This window comes from Amycolatopsis stemonae, assembly GCF_054781455.1.
Genome location: NZ_BAAGUJ010000002.1, coordinates 645,650 through 664,139 on the forward strand (window position 1 = coordinate 645,650; position 18,490 = coordinate 664,139).

Here is an 18,490-nt window from a genome sequence, read left to right on the forward strand (position 1 = left end):
CGCGCGTCCACGGGCGGCCCGGCCTGCTCAGTGGGCGTACACCTCGAACTCGTACAGCGAGTAGCCGTACTTCGTGCCGCGCTGCACGCCTTGCATCTTCACGAACCTGGCCGGTGTCGGGGCGAACGAGAGGTTGTCCTGCCCGCCGTCGCCGTCGGTGACCACGGCCGCGTCCGTCCAGTGCACCGCGTCGGGCGAGGTCTGGATCTTGTAGCTCTTTCCGTACGCGGCTTCCCAGCTGAGCAGCACCCGCGAAACCTGCTGCACCGAACCGAGGTCGACGGTGATCGCCTGGTCGTCGCTCCAGTCGCTGGCCCAGCGGGTCGAGGCGTTGCCGTCGATCGCGTTCGACGCCGGGGAGTTGTAGAAGCCGGTCTCGGCGCTCGTGGCGCTGACCGTCTTCCCCGGCGCGAGGTTGGCGATGTTGTCGCCGCGGTGCGCGGTGTACTCGACGACCTGCTGGAACGTCGGGCGGTTCTGCCAGCTGATCTTGTCCTGCGTGATGCCGCCGAGGGCGGTGTGCACGATCGTGTCGGCGCACCACTGGTCCCCGGCCGAGCAGGACGCGTCACCGGGGTACACGGTGTTCGCGGCCTGGCCGGCGGCCGTGGTCAGCGAGTCGACGAGCGCCTGGCGGCACGTCGTGACGTTGCCGCCACCGCAGAACGTCTGGCCGAGCGGGCCCGCGACCGGCTGGCCGAGCACCTGCCGGATGTCCTTGCTGACGTAGCCCCACCAGCCGAACTGGAACGACGAACCCTTGTGGGGCTGGCCGGTGTGCTGGCCGTTGCCGTTCTGGAAGCCGGACGGGCTTTCGTTGATGCCCAGCACGCCGGTCATCGCGTTGTAGGCGTCGTCGCCCATGCCCGGCTTGAACTCGGCCTGGACGAGCAGCGGCCACCAGGCGTCGAAGATGCGGATCGCGTCGGCGTCGGCGTACGTCTTGCTCCCCGGTGACGTCTCCTTGCGCTGCTGGCCGTTCGCGAGCCACGTCTTGAGCTTCGCCTCGGCGTCGGCGGCCGCGCCGGTGGTCGGCGTCTTGTCGAGCACCTGAAGCAGCAGCGGCAGGACGCGCTCGGCGCGCAGGTCGGCGAGCGCGGCCGACTCCATGGCCTGGGTCAGGTTGACCCGGGTCACCTTGGTACCGCTGGAGATCAGCTGCTTGACGCGCGAGTCGAGCAGGTCGACGCGGTGCACGGCCGACTTGTCGGCACCGGCGGCCGCGTAACCGTTGGCCTGCGCGTTGTTCCAGCTGACGTAGTAGTCCTGGTTGATCGACTGCGGGTGCTGCGACGCCGGCGTGTAGGTCGCGACGTTGCCCACCGGGTTCCAGCCGATCCAGTCGTGCCCCTGGTCGCCCCACACCGGCATGTTCGGGTCCACATCGGACTGACGAGACGGGTTGCTGCCGGAGTTGAAGTACGCGATGTCCTTCGAGTCGGCGTAGAACCAGTTGAACGTGTAGTTGATGTCGGCCGCGGCCTTCTGGAAGTCCGCCGCGGACTTGACGAAGCCCGGGTCGTTCAGCTCCTGGAAGCCGATCAGCGAGTCGACCTCGTGGAAGTAGGACGAGCGCAGCGCCGCGTACGCGACCGGCTTGCCGCCTACGGTCGCCCGGCTCTGCACCGGCCCGTACTTCGTCCGGTAGCTGCGCAGGGTGTACGAGCCCGCCGCGGTCCCGTCGGCCACCGTCGGCTTCCAGGCGTTCTTGACCTCGACGGTGTCCATCGGGATGCACTGGCCTTGCCAGGTGTAGTAGTTGGAGTCCTTCGTCGCCGCCTTGCCGGTCGGGTCGCACAGCGTCAGCGCGTAGGTGTCGATGATGTCCTGCGCCGACGTCGTCGCGCTCCACGAGTAGTCCTGGCCGCGGCCCAGCAGCGTGTACATGCTCAGGCCGGCGAAGGCCGCGCCGCGCGAGCTGATGCCCGGGCCCTGCAGCTCCTGCAACAGCAGCAGCTGCGGGGCGAAGTAGCCGGTCTGCGGGCCGAACACGGCGACCGGGTGGCCGCTGGCGGTCTTCGCGCCGGACACGAGCAGCGCGTTCGACATGCCGTGCTTCTCACTCAGCATGTTGCCCGGCAGCACGCCGTTGTCGAACATCCCGCGGGCGGGCTCCTGGTCCTGCGGCGCCGGAACGTCCACAGTGGACGGCGTCGCGGTGGCCGCCGAGCCGGTCTGGTCGAACACGAGCTGCTGGCCGGTCACCGAGCCCTTGTCCGGCATCGCCTGGCCGACCGCGTTGGCCGGCGTCTTGCCGTACGGGAAGGTCTGGCCGTCGTGCAGCGTCTTGACGGCTTCGGGGTCGTCCTCCGAGCGCAGGCTCTGCCACACCTTCTCGCCCTGCACGACGCCGTACTTCTCCTGCATGGCGAGCTTCGCGATGGCGTTCTGCACCTCGCCACCGCCGCCCGCGCCGAACTCGGCGCCGACCAGCGAGGCGAGCGCGACGAGGTCGGTCAGCTTGAACGGGTCGATCGTGCCGGCGTTGGTGATCGCGTCGACGTGCCCGGTGAGGACGTACTCGCCCGGGAAGTAGCGGCCGCTGTGCGAGTCGTTGATGTACTTGTTGATGCCGTCGACGTAGGCCTGCGCGTCGGCGAGCCCCTGCGCGCCGCGCGGGCCGCTGTTCGCGACGCGGTCGATCTGCTGCTGCAGCTCGGCCTCGGTGTACGGCGCGTTCGAGAAGAACTGCTGCTCCAGCTCGCGGTTGGCTTCGGCACCGCCGGCGAACGGGGTGACCTGGCCGCGGGCGGCGTGGCGCAGCACGTCCATCAGCCACAGCCGGTCCTGCGCCGCGGCGTACCCGGCGCCGAACTCGGTGCCGGACCGGGTGGTGCCGGTGATGTGCGGGACGCCGAGCGCCTTGTCCCGCACGATCGTCACGTCCGAACGCGGCTTCGTCGTGCTCGCGACCTGGTCGGCCGCGACGCCGAACGAGGAGTCGTTGAAGTACTGGCTGATCGTGCTCGTGGTGAGCGACTGGTAGCCGCCGGCCAGCGACGCGTACTTGCCGATCTGGTCGGCCGCGTGGTCGGGCCGGGTGCCGAGCACCTTGTGCGCCAGGATCTCGGCGAGGGTGGCACTGCCCTGTTCGCCGGGCGGCAGGATGTCGTTGCACTGCCCGCCGCAGTAGTCGTCGGGTGACGCGGCCGCCTGCGCGGCCGGAGCGGTGACGGCGACCTGGGTGAGGCCGGCCACGAGGGCCCCCACCGCCGTCAAGGTCAGGGCGCGGATGCCACGTCGCATGCCGGGCTCCCCTCAGTCCAGAAGAGTGACGAAGCGCACGCTACCCACCAGTAAGACAAGTGTGAAGACTTTTCGCGTTTTTCAGCCCTTGGACGTAGTCCGATCGGCGCAGCCTCGCGCGCGTGGGTACGGTGAGCGCCATGACCTTGGAAAAGCCCCAGATCGACCGCCCGGACGGACCGCCGCCGGCCGACCTCGAGATCACCGACATCACCGTCGGTGACGGCGCGGAGGCCACCGCCGGCAAGGCCGTCACCGTCCACTACGTCGGCGTCTCGCACTCGACCGGCGAAGAGTTCGACGCGTCGTGGAACCGCGGCGAGCCGCTGCGCTTCGGCCTCGGCGCCGGCCAGGTCATCTCCGGCTGGGACCAGGGCGTCGAGGGCATGAAGATCGGCGGCCGCCGCAAGCTCGTCATCCCGCCGCACCTCGCGTACGGCGAGCGCGGCGCGGGCGGCGTCATCAAGCCCGGCGAAACCCTGATCTTCGTCGTCGACCTGGTCGGTGTGAACTAGGTTGTCCGGCGGTGGCGGGCAGTCCGCCACCGCCGAGAAGTGGATCATCACCGCCGGCCACTGCTTCCACGACGCGGCCCGCAACCCGGTGCCGTACGCGACGTCCGTGCTGCTGGGCACCACGACCGTGGACCGGCCGGGCGTCACCCGCAACGTCGTCACGGTGTACCAGTCGCCCACCAACGACATCGCGATCGCGGAGCTCGACAAGCCGGTCCACGGCATCGAGCCGCTGTCGCTCAGCCGGAAGGCGCCCGTGGTCGGCCAGAAAGTCACGCTCGCCGGCTGGGGCAGCCTCACCTCCGTCGACCCGACACCGGGCACGAAGCTGCAGCAGGGCCGGATGACGGTCGCGACGGTCGACCCGCAGTACGTGAGCGTGAAGGGCTTCGCCCCGACGTCGACGACGAGCGCGTGCACCTACGACTCGGGCGCGCCGTACTTCGTCCCGTCGGGCAAGGGCGGCCGCAACGTCTCGGTCGAGAGCGACGGCCCGGACTGCCCCCACGACCAGGCCGAAACCACCGCGCGGGTGGACGTCGTCGCGGACTGGATCGCTGCACACTTGGGCTGAACGGCGTATTTTCCGGCGTCCCGGCGTCACTACCCTCGAAGGTGATCACCGGCCTTCGACCGCCGGTGCGTGACAAGGGGGATCCACCGATGCGCGCTCGCGCTGTGTTCTCTGCTGCCCTTTTGACGCTGGCCGCCGGCCTCGCCACGGCGGGGCCGGCTTCGGCCGTGGCCAACGGTTCCGACGTCCCGGCGGGCCAGTTCCAGTTCGCCGCGAAGCTGACCATGACGAACATCCCGAAGCCGGACGGCACGAAGTACAACAGCGCCTGCTCCGGTGCGCTGATCGCCGCGAAGTGGATCATCACCGCGGGCCACTGCTTCCACGACGCCAACCGCAACCGCGTCTCCGGGCCGGTCCCGTACCCGACTTCGGTGCTGCTCGGCACCGTCAACCAGAGCACGCCGGGGGTGACGCGCAACGTCGTCACCGTGTACCAGGCCGCCGCCAACGACATCGCGATCGCGACCCTCGACTCCGACGTCCCCGGCATCACGCCGCTGACCGTCAACCGGGTCACGCCGTCGGTCGGGCAGCAGCTGACGCTCGCCGGCTGGGGCAGCCTGACGGCGACCAACCCGGCGCCGTCGACGAAGCTGCAGCAGGGCACGGTCAAGGTGGGCCAGGTCGCCGCCGCGACGCTCGGCGTCCAAGGCGTCGCCCCGACGTCGACGACGAGCGCGTGCGTGTACGACTCGGGCGCGCCCTACTTCGTCGCCGGCGGCTCCGGAGGCCAGCTCGTCTCGGTCGAGTCGTCCGGCCCGGACTGCCCCCACAACCAGCTCGAGACGACTTCGCGCGTGGACGTCGTCGCGGACTGGATCGCTTCGCACACCGGCTGACCTCCTTCCGGGCGTCACCCGGTGGCCCACCGGGTGACGCCCGGCCAGGGAATTCCCCGCGTGCGGCGGCGGCAATAGCCTCGAACGTCGATCACCGGTTCGACGAAGGGGAAGAATGCGCCTGCGCGCTCTGCTCGCCGCTGCTGTCCTGACCATCACCACCGCCCCCGGCGCCGCGGCCGCGCCGGGGATCGCCCACGGCACGGACGTACCACCCGGCCAGTTCGGTTTCGTCGCGAAACTGTCGATGACGAAGATCCCGCGCCCGGACGGTTCGACGTACAGCAGCTACTGCACGGGCGCCCTGATCGCGCCGGGCTGGCTCCTGACCACAGGGCACTGCTTCCACGACGCGAACCGCACCCGCGTCTCCGGCAAGACGCCCTACCCGACGACGGCGACCCTCGGCCTGGTGGACGAGGCCACCGAGTCGGGGGTGGCCCGCAAGATCACCGAAGTGGTCCAGGCCAAGGGGAGCGACGTCGCCCTGGCCAAGCTGGACACCCCGGTGACCACGGTGACGCCGCTCAAGGTGAACCGCACGATCCCCAAGGTGGGCACGCAGCTGACCATGGCGGGCTGGGGCAGCCTGACGGGCACGGACCCGAAGCCGGCCACGCGCATGCAGCAGGGCACGGTCGCGGTGGCCAAGGTGGACCCGACGACCCTGGGCGTCCGCGGCGCGGCCCCGGAGATCACGACGAGCGCGTGCACGTACGACTCGGGAGCGCCGTACTTCACGGGAACCGAACTGGTGGCGGTGGAGGCGACGGGCCCGGGCTGCCCCCACGCGGGCATCGAGACGACCAGCCGCGCGGACGTGCTGGCGGACTGGATCACCGGAACGACGGCTTGATACACCCGGAAGTCCGCCGTCAGCGAACACCACGCAGAGCCAAACGGGTGATATTCCCCACCAATCCAGAACCGCCAGACCCCCAGCCCAGCCACGCTGGAAGGTGAGACGAGGCACCGTGGGGGTCCGGGGGCTCGGCCCCCGGGAGAAACAAGGAAAACGGGAAGAGGCCCGGTCGCGCTGGCGACCGGGCCTCTGAACAGCGTGGGCGAGGAGGGAGTTGAACCCTCACGTCCTTTCGGACACACGGACCTGAACCGTGCGCGTCTGCCATTCCGCCACTCGCCCGAGTGCTTCTCTCTGACAGCGAGGAGAAGACTAGCAGGTGGTTTGAACGGGTTTCACCGGGGGCCGTGTAGAGGCTCGCTCACCCGGATAGGATCGGGTGCGGAAGCACACGTGCAAGGAGGTTTTCCCCGGTGGGCCGCGCCGAGAGATTCGACAGGCGACTCGAGAACCTGGTGGGGAACACTTTCGCGCGCATGTTCGGTGGCAACGTCGTCACGCAGGAAGTGGCGATCGCGCTCGAGCGGGAGAGTGAGGAGAACGTTCGTGAGCTGGCAGGCGGTCGGCAGCTCGCCCCGAATCACTACATCGTGTCCTTGGGGACGGCTGACCACGAGCGCATGGCCGGTGACGAGCAACGCGTCACCCAGGTCCTGGCCAAGGCGGTGGCGGAACACCTCGCCGCGGAGGGCCTGGACACCTATGGTGACGTCGTCGTATCACTCGAGCGCAACGAGGCGCTGCATACTGGACAGTTCAAGACCCGTTCGTCCGTCGATCCCGACGCCCGCCCCTCAGGCGCCGGCACACCACGGTCGGCACGACCCAGCAACGCAGGAGACCCAGCAATGAGCCAGCCCCCCGGCTACGGCCAATACGACCAGGGTGACCCGTACGGCCAGCAGGGCCAGTACGGCTACGGACAGCAGGGTGGCCAGCAGCCCGGGTACGACCAGGGTTACGGCCAGCAGCAGGGTGGCTACGACCAGGGTGGGTACGCGCAGCAGCCCCAGGGCGGCGGCTACGACCAGGGCGGCTACCAGCAGGGTGGTTACGACCAGGGTGGGTACGCGCAGCAGCCCCAGGGCGGCGGCTACGACCAGGGTTACGGCCAGCCGCAGGGCGGCGGTTACGACCAGGGCGGCTACGCCCAGCCCCAAGGTGGCGGCTACGACCAGGGCGGCTACCAGCAGGGTGGTTACGACCAGGGCGGCTACGCCCAGCCCCAGGGCGGCGGCTACGACCAGTACGGCGGCCAGCAGCAGGGCGGCTACGACCAGTACGGCCAGCAGGGCGCGTACGGCCAGCCGGCCGGCGACCCGTACGGCCAGCAGGGTGGTGGCTACGGCCAGCCCGCGCCGGGCCGTCAGCTCGCGGCGAGCCTGCAGCTGGACGACGGCTCGAACCGGACGTACTCGCTGAAGCAGGGCGGGAACGTCGTGGGCCGCGGCCAGGACGCCGACTTCCGCCTCCCGGACACCGGCGTCTCGCGCCGGCACCTGGAGATCACCTGGGACGGCCAGAGCGCGACGCTCGCCGACATCGGGTCGACCAACGGCACGACCGTGAACGGCACTCCGGTGCAGACCTGGCAGCTCGCGGACGGCGACGTCATCCGGGTGGGGCATTCCTCCCTCGTGTTCCGTACACAGGGCTGACTGGGGGCACGGAATACTGTTCCCGCAGAATTGACGTGCGGGGGGACCGCGGCGTACCCGCGTCGCGGCTGCACGGACGAGTCGGGAGCGGACACACCAAGTGCCAGAGCTGGTCGTACAACTCACCAGGGTGGGCTTCCTCGTGCTGCTCTGGCTCTTCGTGTTCGCCGCGCTCAGAGTCGTCCGCTCGGACCTCTACGCGGCGTCGGGTATGCGCGTCCAGGTGCCGACCTTCGGTCGGAAGAAGGAGAAGAAGCCCCGCAACAGCAAGTCGCCGCAGCAGCTGCTGGTGACCCACGGGGCGCTCGCCGGGACGCGCATCGCGCTGGACGGCCGGCCGATCCTGATCGGCCGGGCCGACGACTCCACGCTGGTGCTCGACGACGACTACGCGTCGACGCGGCACGCACGGATCGCCCAGCGCGGTGAGGACTGGTACGTGGAAGATCTGGGCTCGACGAACGGGACCTACCTCGACCGGGCTAAGGTCACTGCACCCCTCCGGGTCCCGCTCGGAGTCCCCATCCGGATCGGCAAGACGGTGATCGAGCTTCGCCCATGACTCTCGTCCTCCGCTACGCAGCCCGCAGCGACCGGGGCCTGGTGCGTTCGAGCAACCAGGACTCCGTGTACGCCGGCCCTCGCCTGCTCGCGCTCGCCGACGGTATGGGTGGCCACGCGGCGGGTGAGGTGGCCAGCAAGGTCGTCATCGCCTCGCTCGCCCCGCTCGACGACGACGAGCCCGGCGACGACTTGCTCGCCCAGCTGCGGGAGGCGGTGGCGAACGGCAACGCCGCGATCGCCGAGCTCGTCTCGCAGGACCCCGACCTGGACGGGATGGGCACCACGCTCACCGCCGTGCTGTTCGCGGGCAACCGGCTCGGGCTGGTGCACGTCGGCGACTCGCGCGCGTACCTGCTGCGCGGTGGCCAGTTCGCGCAGATCACGCGCGACGACAGCTTCGTCAACGAACTGCTCGAGCAGGGCCGCATCACGCCGGAAGAGGCGGCGGTGCACCCGCAGCGGTCGCTGTTGCTGAAGGCGCTGACCGGCCACGAGGTCGAGCCGAGCCTGACCGTGCGCGAAGCCCGCTCCGGCGACCGGTACCTGATCTGCTCGGACGGCCTGTCCGGCATGGTCAGCGACGAGACGCTGGCCGAGGCCGTGCAGATCCCGGACCCCCAGCAGTGCGCGGACCGGATGATCGAGCTGGCGCTCAAGGGCGGCGGCACGGACAACGTCACGGTGATCATCGCCGACGTGGTCGACGTCGACTTCGGCGAGGACGCGCCCATCGTGGGCGGCGCCGCCGGCGACGGCAGCGACGAGCGGCACCAGGGCGACTCGCCCGCGGCCCGGGCCCGGGCGCTGACCCAGCCCCCGCCGCAGCCGCGGCCGGAGCTGCCGCAGCCGTCGGTAGATCCGAAGGCCAAGCGCCGGAAGCGGTTCCGCTGGCTCGCCGGCGCGCTGGTCGTGCTCGTGGTGCTCGCCGCGGCCGCCATCGCCACCCGGTACTTCGTCCTGAGTCAGTACTATGTCGGCGAAGGTGCGGACCAGGAGGTCGTGATCTACCGCGGCGTCCCCGGCAGCATCCTCGGCATCGACCTGCACACCTACGAGCAGGGCTCGTGCCCGCCCAACCAGGTGTGCACGGACAAGCTGCGCGTCGACCAGCTCCAGGAAGACGCGCGGCTCGCGGTGCAGAACGGCGTCAAGAAGGACAGCCTCGACGACGCCCGGAAGTACATCGACGACTTCCTGCAGCTGCACAAGCGCCTGAACAACTGCGCGCCGGCGGGTGGCCAGCCGTCCCCGACGCCGACCCCCACGGTCAGTCCGACGCCCACGTCGTCGGCTCCGGCCGGTTCCACAGCTCCGTCGTCGGCGAACCAGCCAGCGGGGAGGGACTGCTCGACGCCGAGTTCGACGGCACCGACGACAGGAGGCGGTAACTGATGGGCCAGCCCGTCGCGCGCACCGCCGACTCGATCGCCGCGCAGTTCCAGACGAACCCGCCGCGCGAGGTCCCGACCCGCCGCAACACCGAACTGGTGCTGCTGGGGTTCGCGGCGTTCATCGTCACCGTCGCCCTGGTGCTGGTCGAGGCGAACCAGGAGCAGGAGCTCACCTGGTCGATCATCTGGCTCGGCCTCGCCTACCTCGCGATCTTCGCCGCGGCGCACCTGGCCGTGCGCAAGTGGGCGCCCTACGCGGATCCCGTGCTGCTCCCCTGCGTCGCGCTGCTGAACGGCATCGGGCTGGTGATGATCCACCGGATCGATCTGGCCCTGGCCGAACGCGCCGCGCAGAGCGGCAAGGACTACACGCCGGCCGTCACCGCGCAGGTCCTCTTCACGGTCATCTCGCTGGCGTTCTTCGTCGCCGTGCTGGTGTTCGTGAACGACCACCGCACGCTGACCCGCTACGGCTACACCGCGGGCCTGGTCGGGATCGTCGCGCTGGCGCTGCCGGCGATGCTGCCGTCGAGCCTGTCCGAGGTCAACGGCGCCAAGGTGTGGCTGAAGCTGCCGTTCTTCTCGATCCAGCCGGGCGAGTTCGCGAAGATCCTGCTAATGGTCTTCTTCGCTTCGTTCCTGGTGTCGAAGCGCGACCTGTTCATGGTGGCGGGCAAGAAGTTCCTCGGCGTCGAGCTGCCCCGGGCGCGTGACCTGGGCCCGATCCTCATCGCCGCGGTCGCGTGCATCGGCATCCTGGTGTTCGAGAAGGACCTCGGCACGTCGCTGCTGTTCTTCAGCGTCATCCTGATGATGCTGTACGTGGCGACCGAGCGGATCATCTGGGTCGTCCTCGGCCTCAGCTTCTTCGTCGGCGGCTGCCTGCTCGCCTACAACCTCTTCACGCACGTCCAGCAGCGCGTCGCCAACTGGCTGGACCCGCTGGCCACCTACGACGACCCCGGCGGCGGCTACCAGATCGCGCAGGGCCTGTTCGGCCTCGGCACCGGTGGCATCGGCGGCACCGGCCTCGGCGCCGGGCGCCCGGACATGGTCCCGGAAGCCAACACGGACTTCATCACCGCGGCGATCGGCGAAGAGCTCGGCTTCATCGGCCTGGCCGCCGTCCTGATGCTGTACTTGCTGGTCGCCATGCGCGGCATGCGGAGCGCGCTCGCCGTGCGGGACACGTTCGGCAAGCTGCTCGGCGGCGGGCTGGCCTTCACCATGGTCATGCAGATCTTCGTCGTCGTCGGCGGGGTCACGAAACTCATCCCGGAGACCGGTATCACCGCCCCGTTCCTGTCCAAGGGTGGTTCGTCGCTGCTGGCGAACTACATCCTGGTCGCGCTGCTGCTCCGGATCTCCGACGCGGCCCGCAGGCCCGCGGCCCGGCCGAAGCCGCAGCCCCAGCAGCAGGCGCCGATCGCCGAAGCGCACACCGTGCTCGTCCAGCGCCCGCCGGCGGACGGGGGTGCCCAGGCATGAACACCCCGCTCCGCAAGGTCGGCATGGCGATGCTCGTGATGGTCGTCCTGCTGCTGGCGAACACCACCTACATCCAGGTGGTGAAGGCCGACGACTACCGCACCGACTCGCGCAACGCGCGCGTGCTCTACGACGAGTTCGCCCGCCGTCGCGGCCAGATCGTGTCGCAGGCCAACGGCGAGGTGCTGGCGAAGGTCGACCCGTCGAACGACAAGTACAAGTACACCCGGTCCTACGTCGACGGCCCGATGTACGCGCCGGTCACCGGCTACTACTCGATCAACTACGGATCGGGCGGTCTCGAGCGCGCCGAGGACGACGTGCTGAACGGCTCCGACCCGCGGCTGTTCGTGCGGCGGCTGTCGGACATGGTCACCGGCCGCGACCCCAGTGGCGGCAACGTCCGGCTGACCATCGACCCGGCCGTGCAGAAGGCCGCGTACGACCTGATGACGCAGCGGGGCTACACGGGCGCTGTCGTCGCGATGGAGCCGAGCACCGGCCGGATCCTGGCGATGGTCTCGACGCCGTCGTACGACCCGAACAAGCTGGCCTCGCACACGTCGAAGGCGCAGACGGACGCCTGGAACTCCTACGTCAAGGACCCGAAGAACCCGATGCTGAACCGGGCGATCTCGGAGACCTACCCGCCGGGGTCGACGTTCAAGCTGGTCACCGCCGCGGCCGCGCTCGAGGACGGCAAGGGCCCGGACACCCCGATCAACTCGGCGCCGAACACGAAGCTGCCGAACACCAACGTCACGTTGGAGAACTACGCGGGCGAGGCCTGCCCCGGCACCACCTTCAAGGACGCGCTCGCGCACTCCTGCAACGTGCCGTTCGCGGAGTTCGCCGGCCAGCTCGGCGCGGACAAGATGAAGAAGACGGCCGCGAACTACGGCATCGGGCAGACCGACCTGGCCGTGCCGATGAAGGTCGCGCCCTCGACCGTCGGGCCGCTGGACTCGCAGGGCGCGCTCTACCAGAGCGGCATCGGCCAGCGCGACGTCCGGCTGACCCCGCTGCAGGACTGCCTGCTGGCGGCCACCGTGGCCAACGGCGGGATGGCGATGAAGCCCCAGCTGGTGCAGTCGGTGCTGGCGCCGGACCTCTCCACCATCGAGGACTACAGTCCCACCGAGCTCACCGGCACCCCGGCGCTGTCGTCGTCGAACGCCGCGATCCTCAAGGACATGATGATCGCTTCCGAAGGCTTCACCAAGGGCGGCGGCAAGCGCCCGGACATCCAGATCGCGTCGAAGACCGGCACCGCCGAGCACGGCACGGACTCCAAGAACACCGCACCGCACGCCTGGTACACCGCTTTCGCCCCGGCGAACGACCCGAAGATCGCGGTCGCCGTGATCGTCGAGGACGGCGGCAACCGCGGGCTGGCCGCCACCGGCGGCACGGTCGCGGCGGAGATCGGCCGCGCGGCGATCAACGCCAAGCTCGGGGGTGGATAGCGGATGCTGTCCTCGGGTCAGCTGCTGGCCGAGCGGTACAAGCTGACGAACCGGATCGCCGTCGGCGGGATGGGCGAGGTCTGGCAGGCCAGCGACACCCGGCTGGACCGGACCGTGGCCGTCAAGATCCTCAAGGCCGAGCTCTCCGGCGACGCCGAATTCCTGCACCGCTTCCGCACCGAAGCGCGGATGACGGCCTCCCTCAACCACCCCGGCATCGCCGCGGTGCACGACTACGGCGAGACCGTCTTCGACGGTGACCTGTCGATCGCGTACCTGGTGATGGAGCTCGTCGACGGCGACCCGCTGGCGGGCCTGCTGGCCAAGCACGGGCGGCTGTCGGCGGAGTTCACGCTCGACATGCTCGAGCAGGCGGGCAACGCGCTGCAGGCCGCGCACGAGCAGGGCCTGGTGCACCGCGACGTCAAGCCGGGCAACATCCTCGTGACGTCGGCCGGCCAGGTGAAGATCACCGACTTCGGCGTCGCGAAGGCGGCCGACGCGGCCCCGGTCACCCGGTCCGGCATGGTCATGGGCACGGCGCACTACATCGCGCCGGAGCAGGCGCTCGGGCACCCGGCCGAGCCGGCGTCCGACGTCTACTCGCTGGCCGTGTGCGGTTACGAGTGCCTCGCCGGGCACCGGCCGTTCCTGTCCGAGAACGCCGTGACGGTCGCGATGATGCACATCCGCGACATCGCGCCGCCGCTGCCGCCGGACGTCCCGCCGGCCGCGCGCGCCGTGATCGAGGCGACGCTGGTGAAGGACCCGCGGCAGCGCTACAACAGCGGCGGCGAGTTCGCGGCCGCCGTCGCCGCGGTCCGCGCGGGCATGCCGCTGCCGACGCCGTCCGGTCTGGTCAACGCGGCGTTCACCGGTCAGCAGCCGGTGGTGCAGCACCAGCCGGTGCAGCAGCCGGTCCCGCCGCAGCAGCAGCACATCCCGGTCGGCCCGCAGTCGCCGGCGGTGAACCCGATGGTCGCCATCGGCCCGCCGTCCCGGCCCGTGCTGCGTCCGGTCGCGGCGCAGGCACCGCGGAAGAAGTCGCAGTGGGGCTGGTGGGCGCTGCTCGCCGCCATCCTGCTCGTTGTCCTGGTGGCGGGCATCGTCCTGGTGGCCAAGATGATCGGCAGCTCGGGCTCGCCACCGCACTCGAGCCAGACGACGACCCAGGTGGTCCCGGGCAGACAGCCGCCCACCGAGGAGCCGCCCGCCTCGAGCGCCTATCCGGCGGACACTCCCGCAACGACCGACGATGGCCAGCAAGGCATCATGACCGCACCTTGGACGGAATGGAACGGCACCCAGAGATGAGCACACCCAGACTGCTCTCCAACCGGTACGAGCTGGGCGAGACGCTCGGCTACGGAGGCATGTCCGAGGTCCATCACGGCCACGACGTGCGCCTCGGCCGGGAAGTCGCGATCAAGATCCTCCGTGCCGACCTCGCCAGGGACCCGCAGTTCCAGGAGCGTTTCCGCCGCGAAGCGCAGAACGCCGCCGCCTTGAACCACCCGGCGATCGTCGCGGTCTACGACACGGGTGAGGCCAACACCGAGTTCGGCCCGCTGCCCTACATCGTCATGGAGTACGTCGAAGGCCGGACGCTCCGCGACATCGTCAAGACCGAAGGCCCGATGTCGCAGAAGCGGGCCATGGAGGTCATGGCCGACGTCTGCGCGGCCCTCGACTTCTCCCACCGCCACGGCATCGTGCACCGCGACGTCAAGCCGGCCAACGTGATGATCACGAAGAACGGCGCCGTCAAGGTGATGGACTTCGGCATCGCGCGCGCGATGCACGACGGCCAGTCGGCGATGACCCAGACGGCCGCGGTGATCGGCACGGCGCAGTACCTGTCGCCGGAGCAGGCCCGCGGCGAGTCGGTCGACGCCCGTTCGGACGTCTACGCCGCCGGCTGCGTGCTCTACGAGCTGATCACGGGCGAGCCGCCGTTCACCGGCGACTCCCCGGTCGCGGTGGCGTACCAGCACGTCCGGGAAGACCCGAACCCGCCGTCGTCGGTGAACCCGGCGGTGGCCCCGGAGCTGGACGCGGTCGTGCTGAAGGCGCTGGCGAAGGGCCCGGCCAACCGCTACCAGTCGGCGGCGGAGATGCGCTCGGACCTGGTCCGCACGCTTTCGGGCCAGCGTCCGGCCGCGCCGATGGTGATGTCCGAAGACGAGCGCACGCAGGTCATGAACGCCGACCGGCGCCAGCCGCAGCGCTACGAGGAGTACGACACCCCGGACGACGAGGACCCGCGGGCCAAGCGCCGCCGCCGGACCTTGCTGGCCGCACTGGCGGCGTTGTTCGTGTTGGGCGCCGTGCTGCTGATCATGTGGCTTTCGGGCTCGTTCAAGAGCAACAACGAAACCGCGACCGTCGCGATCCCGGACGTGCTGCACCAGCGGGTGCCGCAGGCCCGGGAAACGTTGACCGGCAAGGGTTTCAACAACTTCGACACGAAGAACGTCGTCTGCGGGGTGCAGCCGACCGACGGCAGCCCGTCCTGCACCCAGGACGACATCAACAACGTCATCAAGATCGAGCCCGGGGTCGGCACCCAGGTCGCGACGACCACGAAGATCACGCTTTACGTCGGAACCGCTCCGGGGAAGGCCACCGTGCCCGACCTCAAGGGCAAGACGCGTGACCAGGCCCAGCAGGCCCTGACCGACGCGAAGCTGACCCTCGACCAGAACGTCCAGGAGATCGAGGTCGACGACCCGAGCCAGGCCGGCCTGGTGCAGTCGCAGACCCCGACCGCCGCGTCGCAGGTCGATGAGGGCTCGAGTGTGAAGATCGTGGTCGCGAAGTCCAAGGAGCTGAAGCAGGTCCAGGACTTCACGAACAAGCCGTACTCGCAGGCGAAGGCTTCGTTGGAAGGCCAGGGCTTCAAGACGAAGCGAGTCGACCAGTCCTCGGACACGGTGCCGAAGGACTCCGTCATCACCCAGAACCCGAACGGCGGTTCGGTCGCGGTGGGCTCGACGATCACGCTGACCGTGTCGACGGGGCCGGACCAGACCCAGACGCAGATCGAGATGCCGAAGCTGGTCGGCATGACGGTCGACGAGGCGCAGTCGAAGCTGGCGAGCATGGGCTGGAGCGGCACGCTGAACCAGCAGTCCGACAAGCTCAGCCGGGAGCCGCAAGGCACCATCACCAACCAGAGCCCGCGAGCGGGCACGCAGATCGACAAGAACCAGACCATCAACGTGGCGGTCTCGGACGGGTTGTTCCCGACGACGTCGAACGGCCCCGGTGGTCAGTAAGCGGTGACGACGAAGAGGGCCCGCACGGTTCGCCGTGCGGGCCCTCTTTCGTTTTCAGGCTTTGTCGAGAAATCCCCGGACGGCACCGAGCACCTGCTCGGCGTCACTGGCGGGACCGCAGTCGAGCTCCAGCTCCTCGGCCGCCCCCGAGCGCTTGACCTTCAGGGAGACCCGACCCTCCCGGCAGCGCCGCAGCCACGCGATCAGCGACCGGCAGAAAACGGCGGCGGACTTGCTGGTGACCCCGACGACGACGGCGTCGAACAACTGGACGCGGCCGCGAAGCTCATCCTCGTCCCGCAACCAGGCGGCGAGCTCCCGGAGCTCACCGTCGGAGTCTGGCCCGGTGATCGCGACGATCCCAGCCGTCACCCCTGCTCCCTTCGCCCAGAACCGGAGAGGCCCCGAACCTTAGTCGGCCCCGAGCGACCGCCGGAACCCCGGCGCGGAAATTGAAGATTGCAAAATGCATTCAGGACCGGCGTCGCACGAGCTTCGAGACGGCGAAGAAGCTCGCGGCCAGCACCACCACGGACGTCACCAGCGCGAGGGCCAGCGGGCCGCCGAGGGGTTCGTCGTCGGTCAGGGCGTGCAGCAGGGGGTGGACCAGCGGGATCTTCGCCAGCAGGACGACGGTCAGGGTGACCACGGCGGCGAGCACCGTCCAGCCGATCCGCTGGACCAGCAGCCGCGAGCACGGCAGGGCGATCGCGATGCCCAGCAGCGTGCACGCGAGGTGGGCGAGCAGGCCGATGCCCAGCGCCGACGGCTGGACCTTGAACGACTTGAGGGCCGACCACGCCTCGGTGATCACCGTGAGGACCAGGGAGCAGGCCAGCACCGTGAAGATCGCGCCGGTGATCATCCGGCGCCACTGCCGCGCGTGGCTCAGGGTGACCAGGCGCTGCACCGGGTCCTCGATGTCGAGCAGCGCGATCGTCAGCCAGCACGACACGACCAACAGCCCGCCGGCGCTGACGCCGAACAGCGGCAACGGAGGCGAATGCGGGTCGGCGTAGAGGATCACGCACAGCGCGAGGTAGGCCAGCAGGGCCGGCAGGTACCGCTGGGAATGGCCGAGCAGCGCCAGGTAGTACCGCGTCAGGGCGAGCACGGCGCTACCTCACGCACCGACCAGCCGTCCTTCAACGCCCGCAGCAGCACCGCGTCCACCGAAGCGACTTCGACCGTGAGCACGAGCTGGGCGCCTTCGACGACCGCGTGCCGCACGCCCGGCTCGTCCGCCCAGTCGGTGCCGTGCCCGCGCAGCACGATCCGCGTCGTCGGCTCGGCGCTCTCCGCCGTGAGCCGGCCGTCGGTCATGAGGTGGACGACGTCGGCGTGGTCGTGCACCACCTGCGGCCGGTGGTCGGTGAACACGACGCTCGCGCCGCGCGCCCTCGTCTCGGCGACGAGCTCGCCGAGGATCGCGTGCGTCCCGACGTCGAGGCCGGACCACGGCTCGTCGAGGACCAGGAGGTCCGGGCGCACCAGCACGGCCTGAGCGAGCCCGACCTTCTGCGCGTTGCCCTTCGACAGCGTCCGCAGCGGCGCCGCCGGGCCGCCGACGAGCGCGAGCCGCTCGAGCAGCGGGTCGATCGCCGAGAGGTCGGCGAGGCCGCGGATGCGGGCCATGTGCCGCAGGTACGCCCGCGCGCCCATGCGCTGGCCGGCCGGGAAGCGGTCCGGCAGGTAGCCGATCCGCGGGCTCCCGGTCACGGTGCCGGTGGTGGCGTGCGAGACGCCGGCCATGATCCGCAGCAGCGTCGACTTGCCGGAGCCGTTGCTGCCGAGGACGCCGACGACGTGCCCGGGCTCGACGCTCAGGTCGACGTCGCGGAGGACGAAGTCACCGCGTCCGTACCGCTTGCCGACCCCCGCCAGCCGGATCACGCAACAGCGGCCTTCTGCAGCGCCTTCGTCGCCTTCTCGAGTTCGTCGACGCGGGCCGGGTCGACCGGGTGCCCCGCGGAAGCCAGCCAGTTCGCGAGCATCCGGTGCCCGCCCTCGGTGAGCACGGACTCGGGGTGGAACTGGACGCCTTCGAGCGGCAGCTCGCGGTGGCGCATGCCCATCACGATGCCGGTCCCGGTGCGGCCGGTGACCTCGAAGACGTCGTCCGGAATGGTGTCGGGCACCACGGTCAAGGAGTGGTACCGGGTGGCGGTGAACTCCTCCGGCAGGTCCTTGAGGACGCCGGCGCCGGTGTGGTGGACCTGGCTCGTCTTGCCGTGCAGGAGCTCGGGCGCGCGGTCGACGGTCGCACCGTAGACGACGCCGAGGGCCTGGTGGCCGAGGCAGACGCCGAGCATCGGGGTCGACGTCTCGGCGCACTTGCGGATGACGTCCATGCTCTGACCAGCGCGTTCGGGGGTCCCGGGGCCGGGTGAGACGAGCACGGCGTCGAACTCCGGCACGCGGTCGAGGTCCACGACGTCGTTGCGCCAGACCGTGCAGTCGGCGCCGAGCTGGGCCAGGTACTGGACCAGGTTGTAGACGAAGCTGTCGTAGTTGTCGACGACCAGAACGCGCATGGCACCGAGCTTACCGGCTCTCAACTGGTGGACCGTACGGTAAATCACATTTCGAGTTAGGTGACCCTAACT

The 18,490-nt window shown here is 69.9% G+C and carries 16 protein-coding genes and 1 tRNA gene; 11 read left to right on the top strand and 6 right to left on the bottom strand.

Translation table 11 applies throughout. From position 1 onward, the window contains the following. Positions 1-27: 27 nt before the first annotated feature. On the bottom strand, positions 28-3,246 hold the full coding sequence (locus ACYVLJ_RS09300; RefSeq protein ID WP_460438342.1) for a penicillin acylase family protein: 3,219 nt from the start codon (positions 3,244-3,246) through the stop codon (positions 28-30). Between the two features lie 140 nt (positions 3,247-3,386). Here ACYVLJ_RS09300 and ACYVLJ_RS09305 point away from each other — a divergent pair, with 140 nt between their 5' ends. The 4 genes from ACYVLJ_RS09305 to ACYVLJ_RS09320 all read left to right on the top strand — a co-directional run bounded on the left by ACYVLJ_RS09305 (position 3,387) and on the right by ACYVLJ_RS09320 (position 6,033). Beyond that, positions 3,387-3,761 carry an FKBP-type peptidyl-prolyl cis-trans isomerase gene (locus ACYVLJ_RS09305; protein ID WP_451970954.1) on the top strand — a complete coding sequence of 125 codons (375 nt, stop codon included), beginning with the start codon at positions 3,387-3,389 and terminating at the stop codon, positions 3,759-3,761. Position 3,762: 1 nt separating this feature from the next. Further along, on the top strand, positions 3,763-4,335 hold the full coding sequence (locus ACYVLJ_RS09310) for a serine protease family protein (protein ID WP_460438343.1): 573 nt from the start codon (positions 3,763-3,765) through the stop codon (positions 4,333-4,335). An 89-nt stretch (positions 4,336-4,424) separates the two neighbouring features. After that, entirely contained in the window at positions 4,425-5,177 is a 753-nt protein-coding gene (locus tag ACYVLJ_RS09315; protein WP_460438344.1) for a S1 family peptidase, read from the top strand. Between the two features lie 115 nt (positions 5,178-5,292). Then, positions 5,293-6,033 (top strand): S1 family peptidase, encoded by a 741-nt coding sequence (locus tag ACYVLJ_RS09320; RefSeq protein WP_460438345.1) that lies wholly within the window; start codon positions 5,293-5,295, stop codon positions 6,031-6,033. A gap of 205 nt (positions 6,034-6,238) precedes the next feature. Here ACYVLJ_RS09320 and ACYVLJ_RS09325 read toward each other — a convergent pair. Then, positions 6,239-6,321, bottom strand: a tRNA-Leu gene (locus ACYVLJ_RS09325). Positions 6,322-6,452: 131 nt separating this feature from the next. On the opposite strand from ACYVLJ_RS09325, the gene ACYVLJ_RS09330 reads away from it, so the two are divergent. The 7 genes from ACYVLJ_RS09330 (at position 6,453) to pknB (ending at position 15,884) form a co-directional block, all read left to right on the top strand. Continuing rightward, positions 6,453-7,697 (top strand): DUF3662 and FHA domain-containing protein, encoded by a 1,245-nt coding sequence (locus tag ACYVLJ_RS09330; protein ID WP_451970944.1) that lies wholly within the window; start codon positions 6,453-6,455, stop codon positions 7,695-7,697. 100 nt (positions 7,698-7,797) lie between these two features. Next, positions 7,798-8,259 (top strand): FHA domain-containing protein FhaB/FipA, encoded by a 462-nt coding sequence (locus ACYVLJ_RS09335; RefSeq protein ID WP_003079002.1) that lies wholly within the window; start codon positions 7,798-7,800, stop codon positions 8,257-8,259. Then, positions 8,256-9,653: a PP2C family protein-serine/threonine phosphatase gene (locus ACYVLJ_RS09340; protein WP_451970941.1), complete on the top strand. Its 1,398-nt coding sequence runs from the start codon at positions 8,256-8,258 to the stop codon at positions 9,651-9,653. The genes ACYVLJ_RS09335 and ACYVLJ_RS09340 overlap by 4 nt, the downstream gene beginning before the upstream one ends. Beyond that, positions 9,653-11,140, top strand: coding sequence for an FtsW/RodA/SpoVE family cell cycle protein (locus ACYVLJ_RS09345; RefSeq protein WP_460438346.1), 1,488 nt, complete (start codon positions 9,653-9,655; stop codon positions 11,138-11,140). Before ACYVLJ_RS09340 ends, ACYVLJ_RS09345 begins: the two co-directional genes overlap by 1 nt. Further along, on the top strand, positions 11,137-12,606 hold the full coding sequence (locus tag ACYVLJ_RS09350; protein ID WP_451970936.1) for a peptidoglycan D,D-transpeptidase FtsI family protein: 1,470 nt from the start codon (positions 11,137-11,139) through the stop codon (positions 12,604-12,606). Before ACYVLJ_RS09345 ends, ACYVLJ_RS09350 begins: the two co-directional genes overlap by 4 nt. A gap of 3 nt (positions 12,607-12,609) precedes the next feature. Further along, positions 12,610-13,920 carry a serine/threonine-protein kinase gene (locus ACYVLJ_RS09355; protein ID WP_451970933.1) on the top strand — a complete coding sequence of 437 codons (1,311 nt, stop codon included), beginning with the start codon at positions 12,610-12,612 and terminating at the stop codon, positions 13,918-13,920. Then, positions 13,917-15,884 carry a Stk1 family PASTA domain-containing Ser/Thr kinase gene (gene pknB, locus ACYVLJ_RS09360; protein WP_460438347.1) on the top strand — a complete coding sequence of 656 codons (1,968 nt, stop codon included), beginning with the start codon at positions 13,917-13,919 and terminating at the stop codon, positions 15,882-15,884. The genes ACYVLJ_RS09355 and pknB overlap by 4 nt, the downstream gene beginning before the upstream one ends. 54 nt (positions 15,885-15,938) lie before the next feature. Here the strand turns inward: pknB and ACYVLJ_RS09365 are convergent, their stop codons facing one another. The 4 genes from ACYVLJ_RS09365 to ACYVLJ_RS09380 all read right to left on the bottom strand — a co-directional run bounded on the left by ACYVLJ_RS09365 (position 15,939) and on the right by ACYVLJ_RS09380 (position 18,418). After that, positions 15,939-16,256 (bottom strand): effector-associated constant component EACC1, encoded by a 318-nt coding sequence (locus tag ACYVLJ_RS09365; protein ID WP_451970928.1) that lies wholly within the window; start codon positions 16,254-16,256, stop codon positions 15,939-15,941. A gap of 100 nt (positions 16,257-16,356) precedes the next feature. Continuing rightward, complete coding sequence (locus ACYVLJ_RS09370) at positions 16,357-16,998, bottom strand: hypothetical protein (RefSeq protein WP_460438348.1); 642 nt, start codon at positions 16,996-16,998, stop codon at positions 16,357-16,359. Further along, the gene (locus ACYVLJ_RS09375) at positions 16,986-17,777 is read right to left on the bottom strand and encodes an ABC transporter ATP-binding protein (protein ID WP_460438349.1); all 792 of its coding nucleotides are present in this window, start codon (positions 17,775-17,777) and stop codon (positions 16,986-16,988) included. Before ACYVLJ_RS09375 ends, ACYVLJ_RS09370 begins: the two co-directional genes overlap by 13 nt. Beyond that, positions 17,774-18,418, bottom strand: coding sequence for an aminodeoxychorismate/anthranilate synthase component II (locus ACYVLJ_RS09380; RefSeq protein WP_451970919.1), 645 nt, complete (start codon positions 18,416-18,418; stop codon positions 17,774-17,776). The genes ACYVLJ_RS09375 and ACYVLJ_RS09380 overlap by 4 nt, the downstream gene beginning before the upstream one ends. Positions 18,419-18,490: the final 72 nt, after the last annotated feature.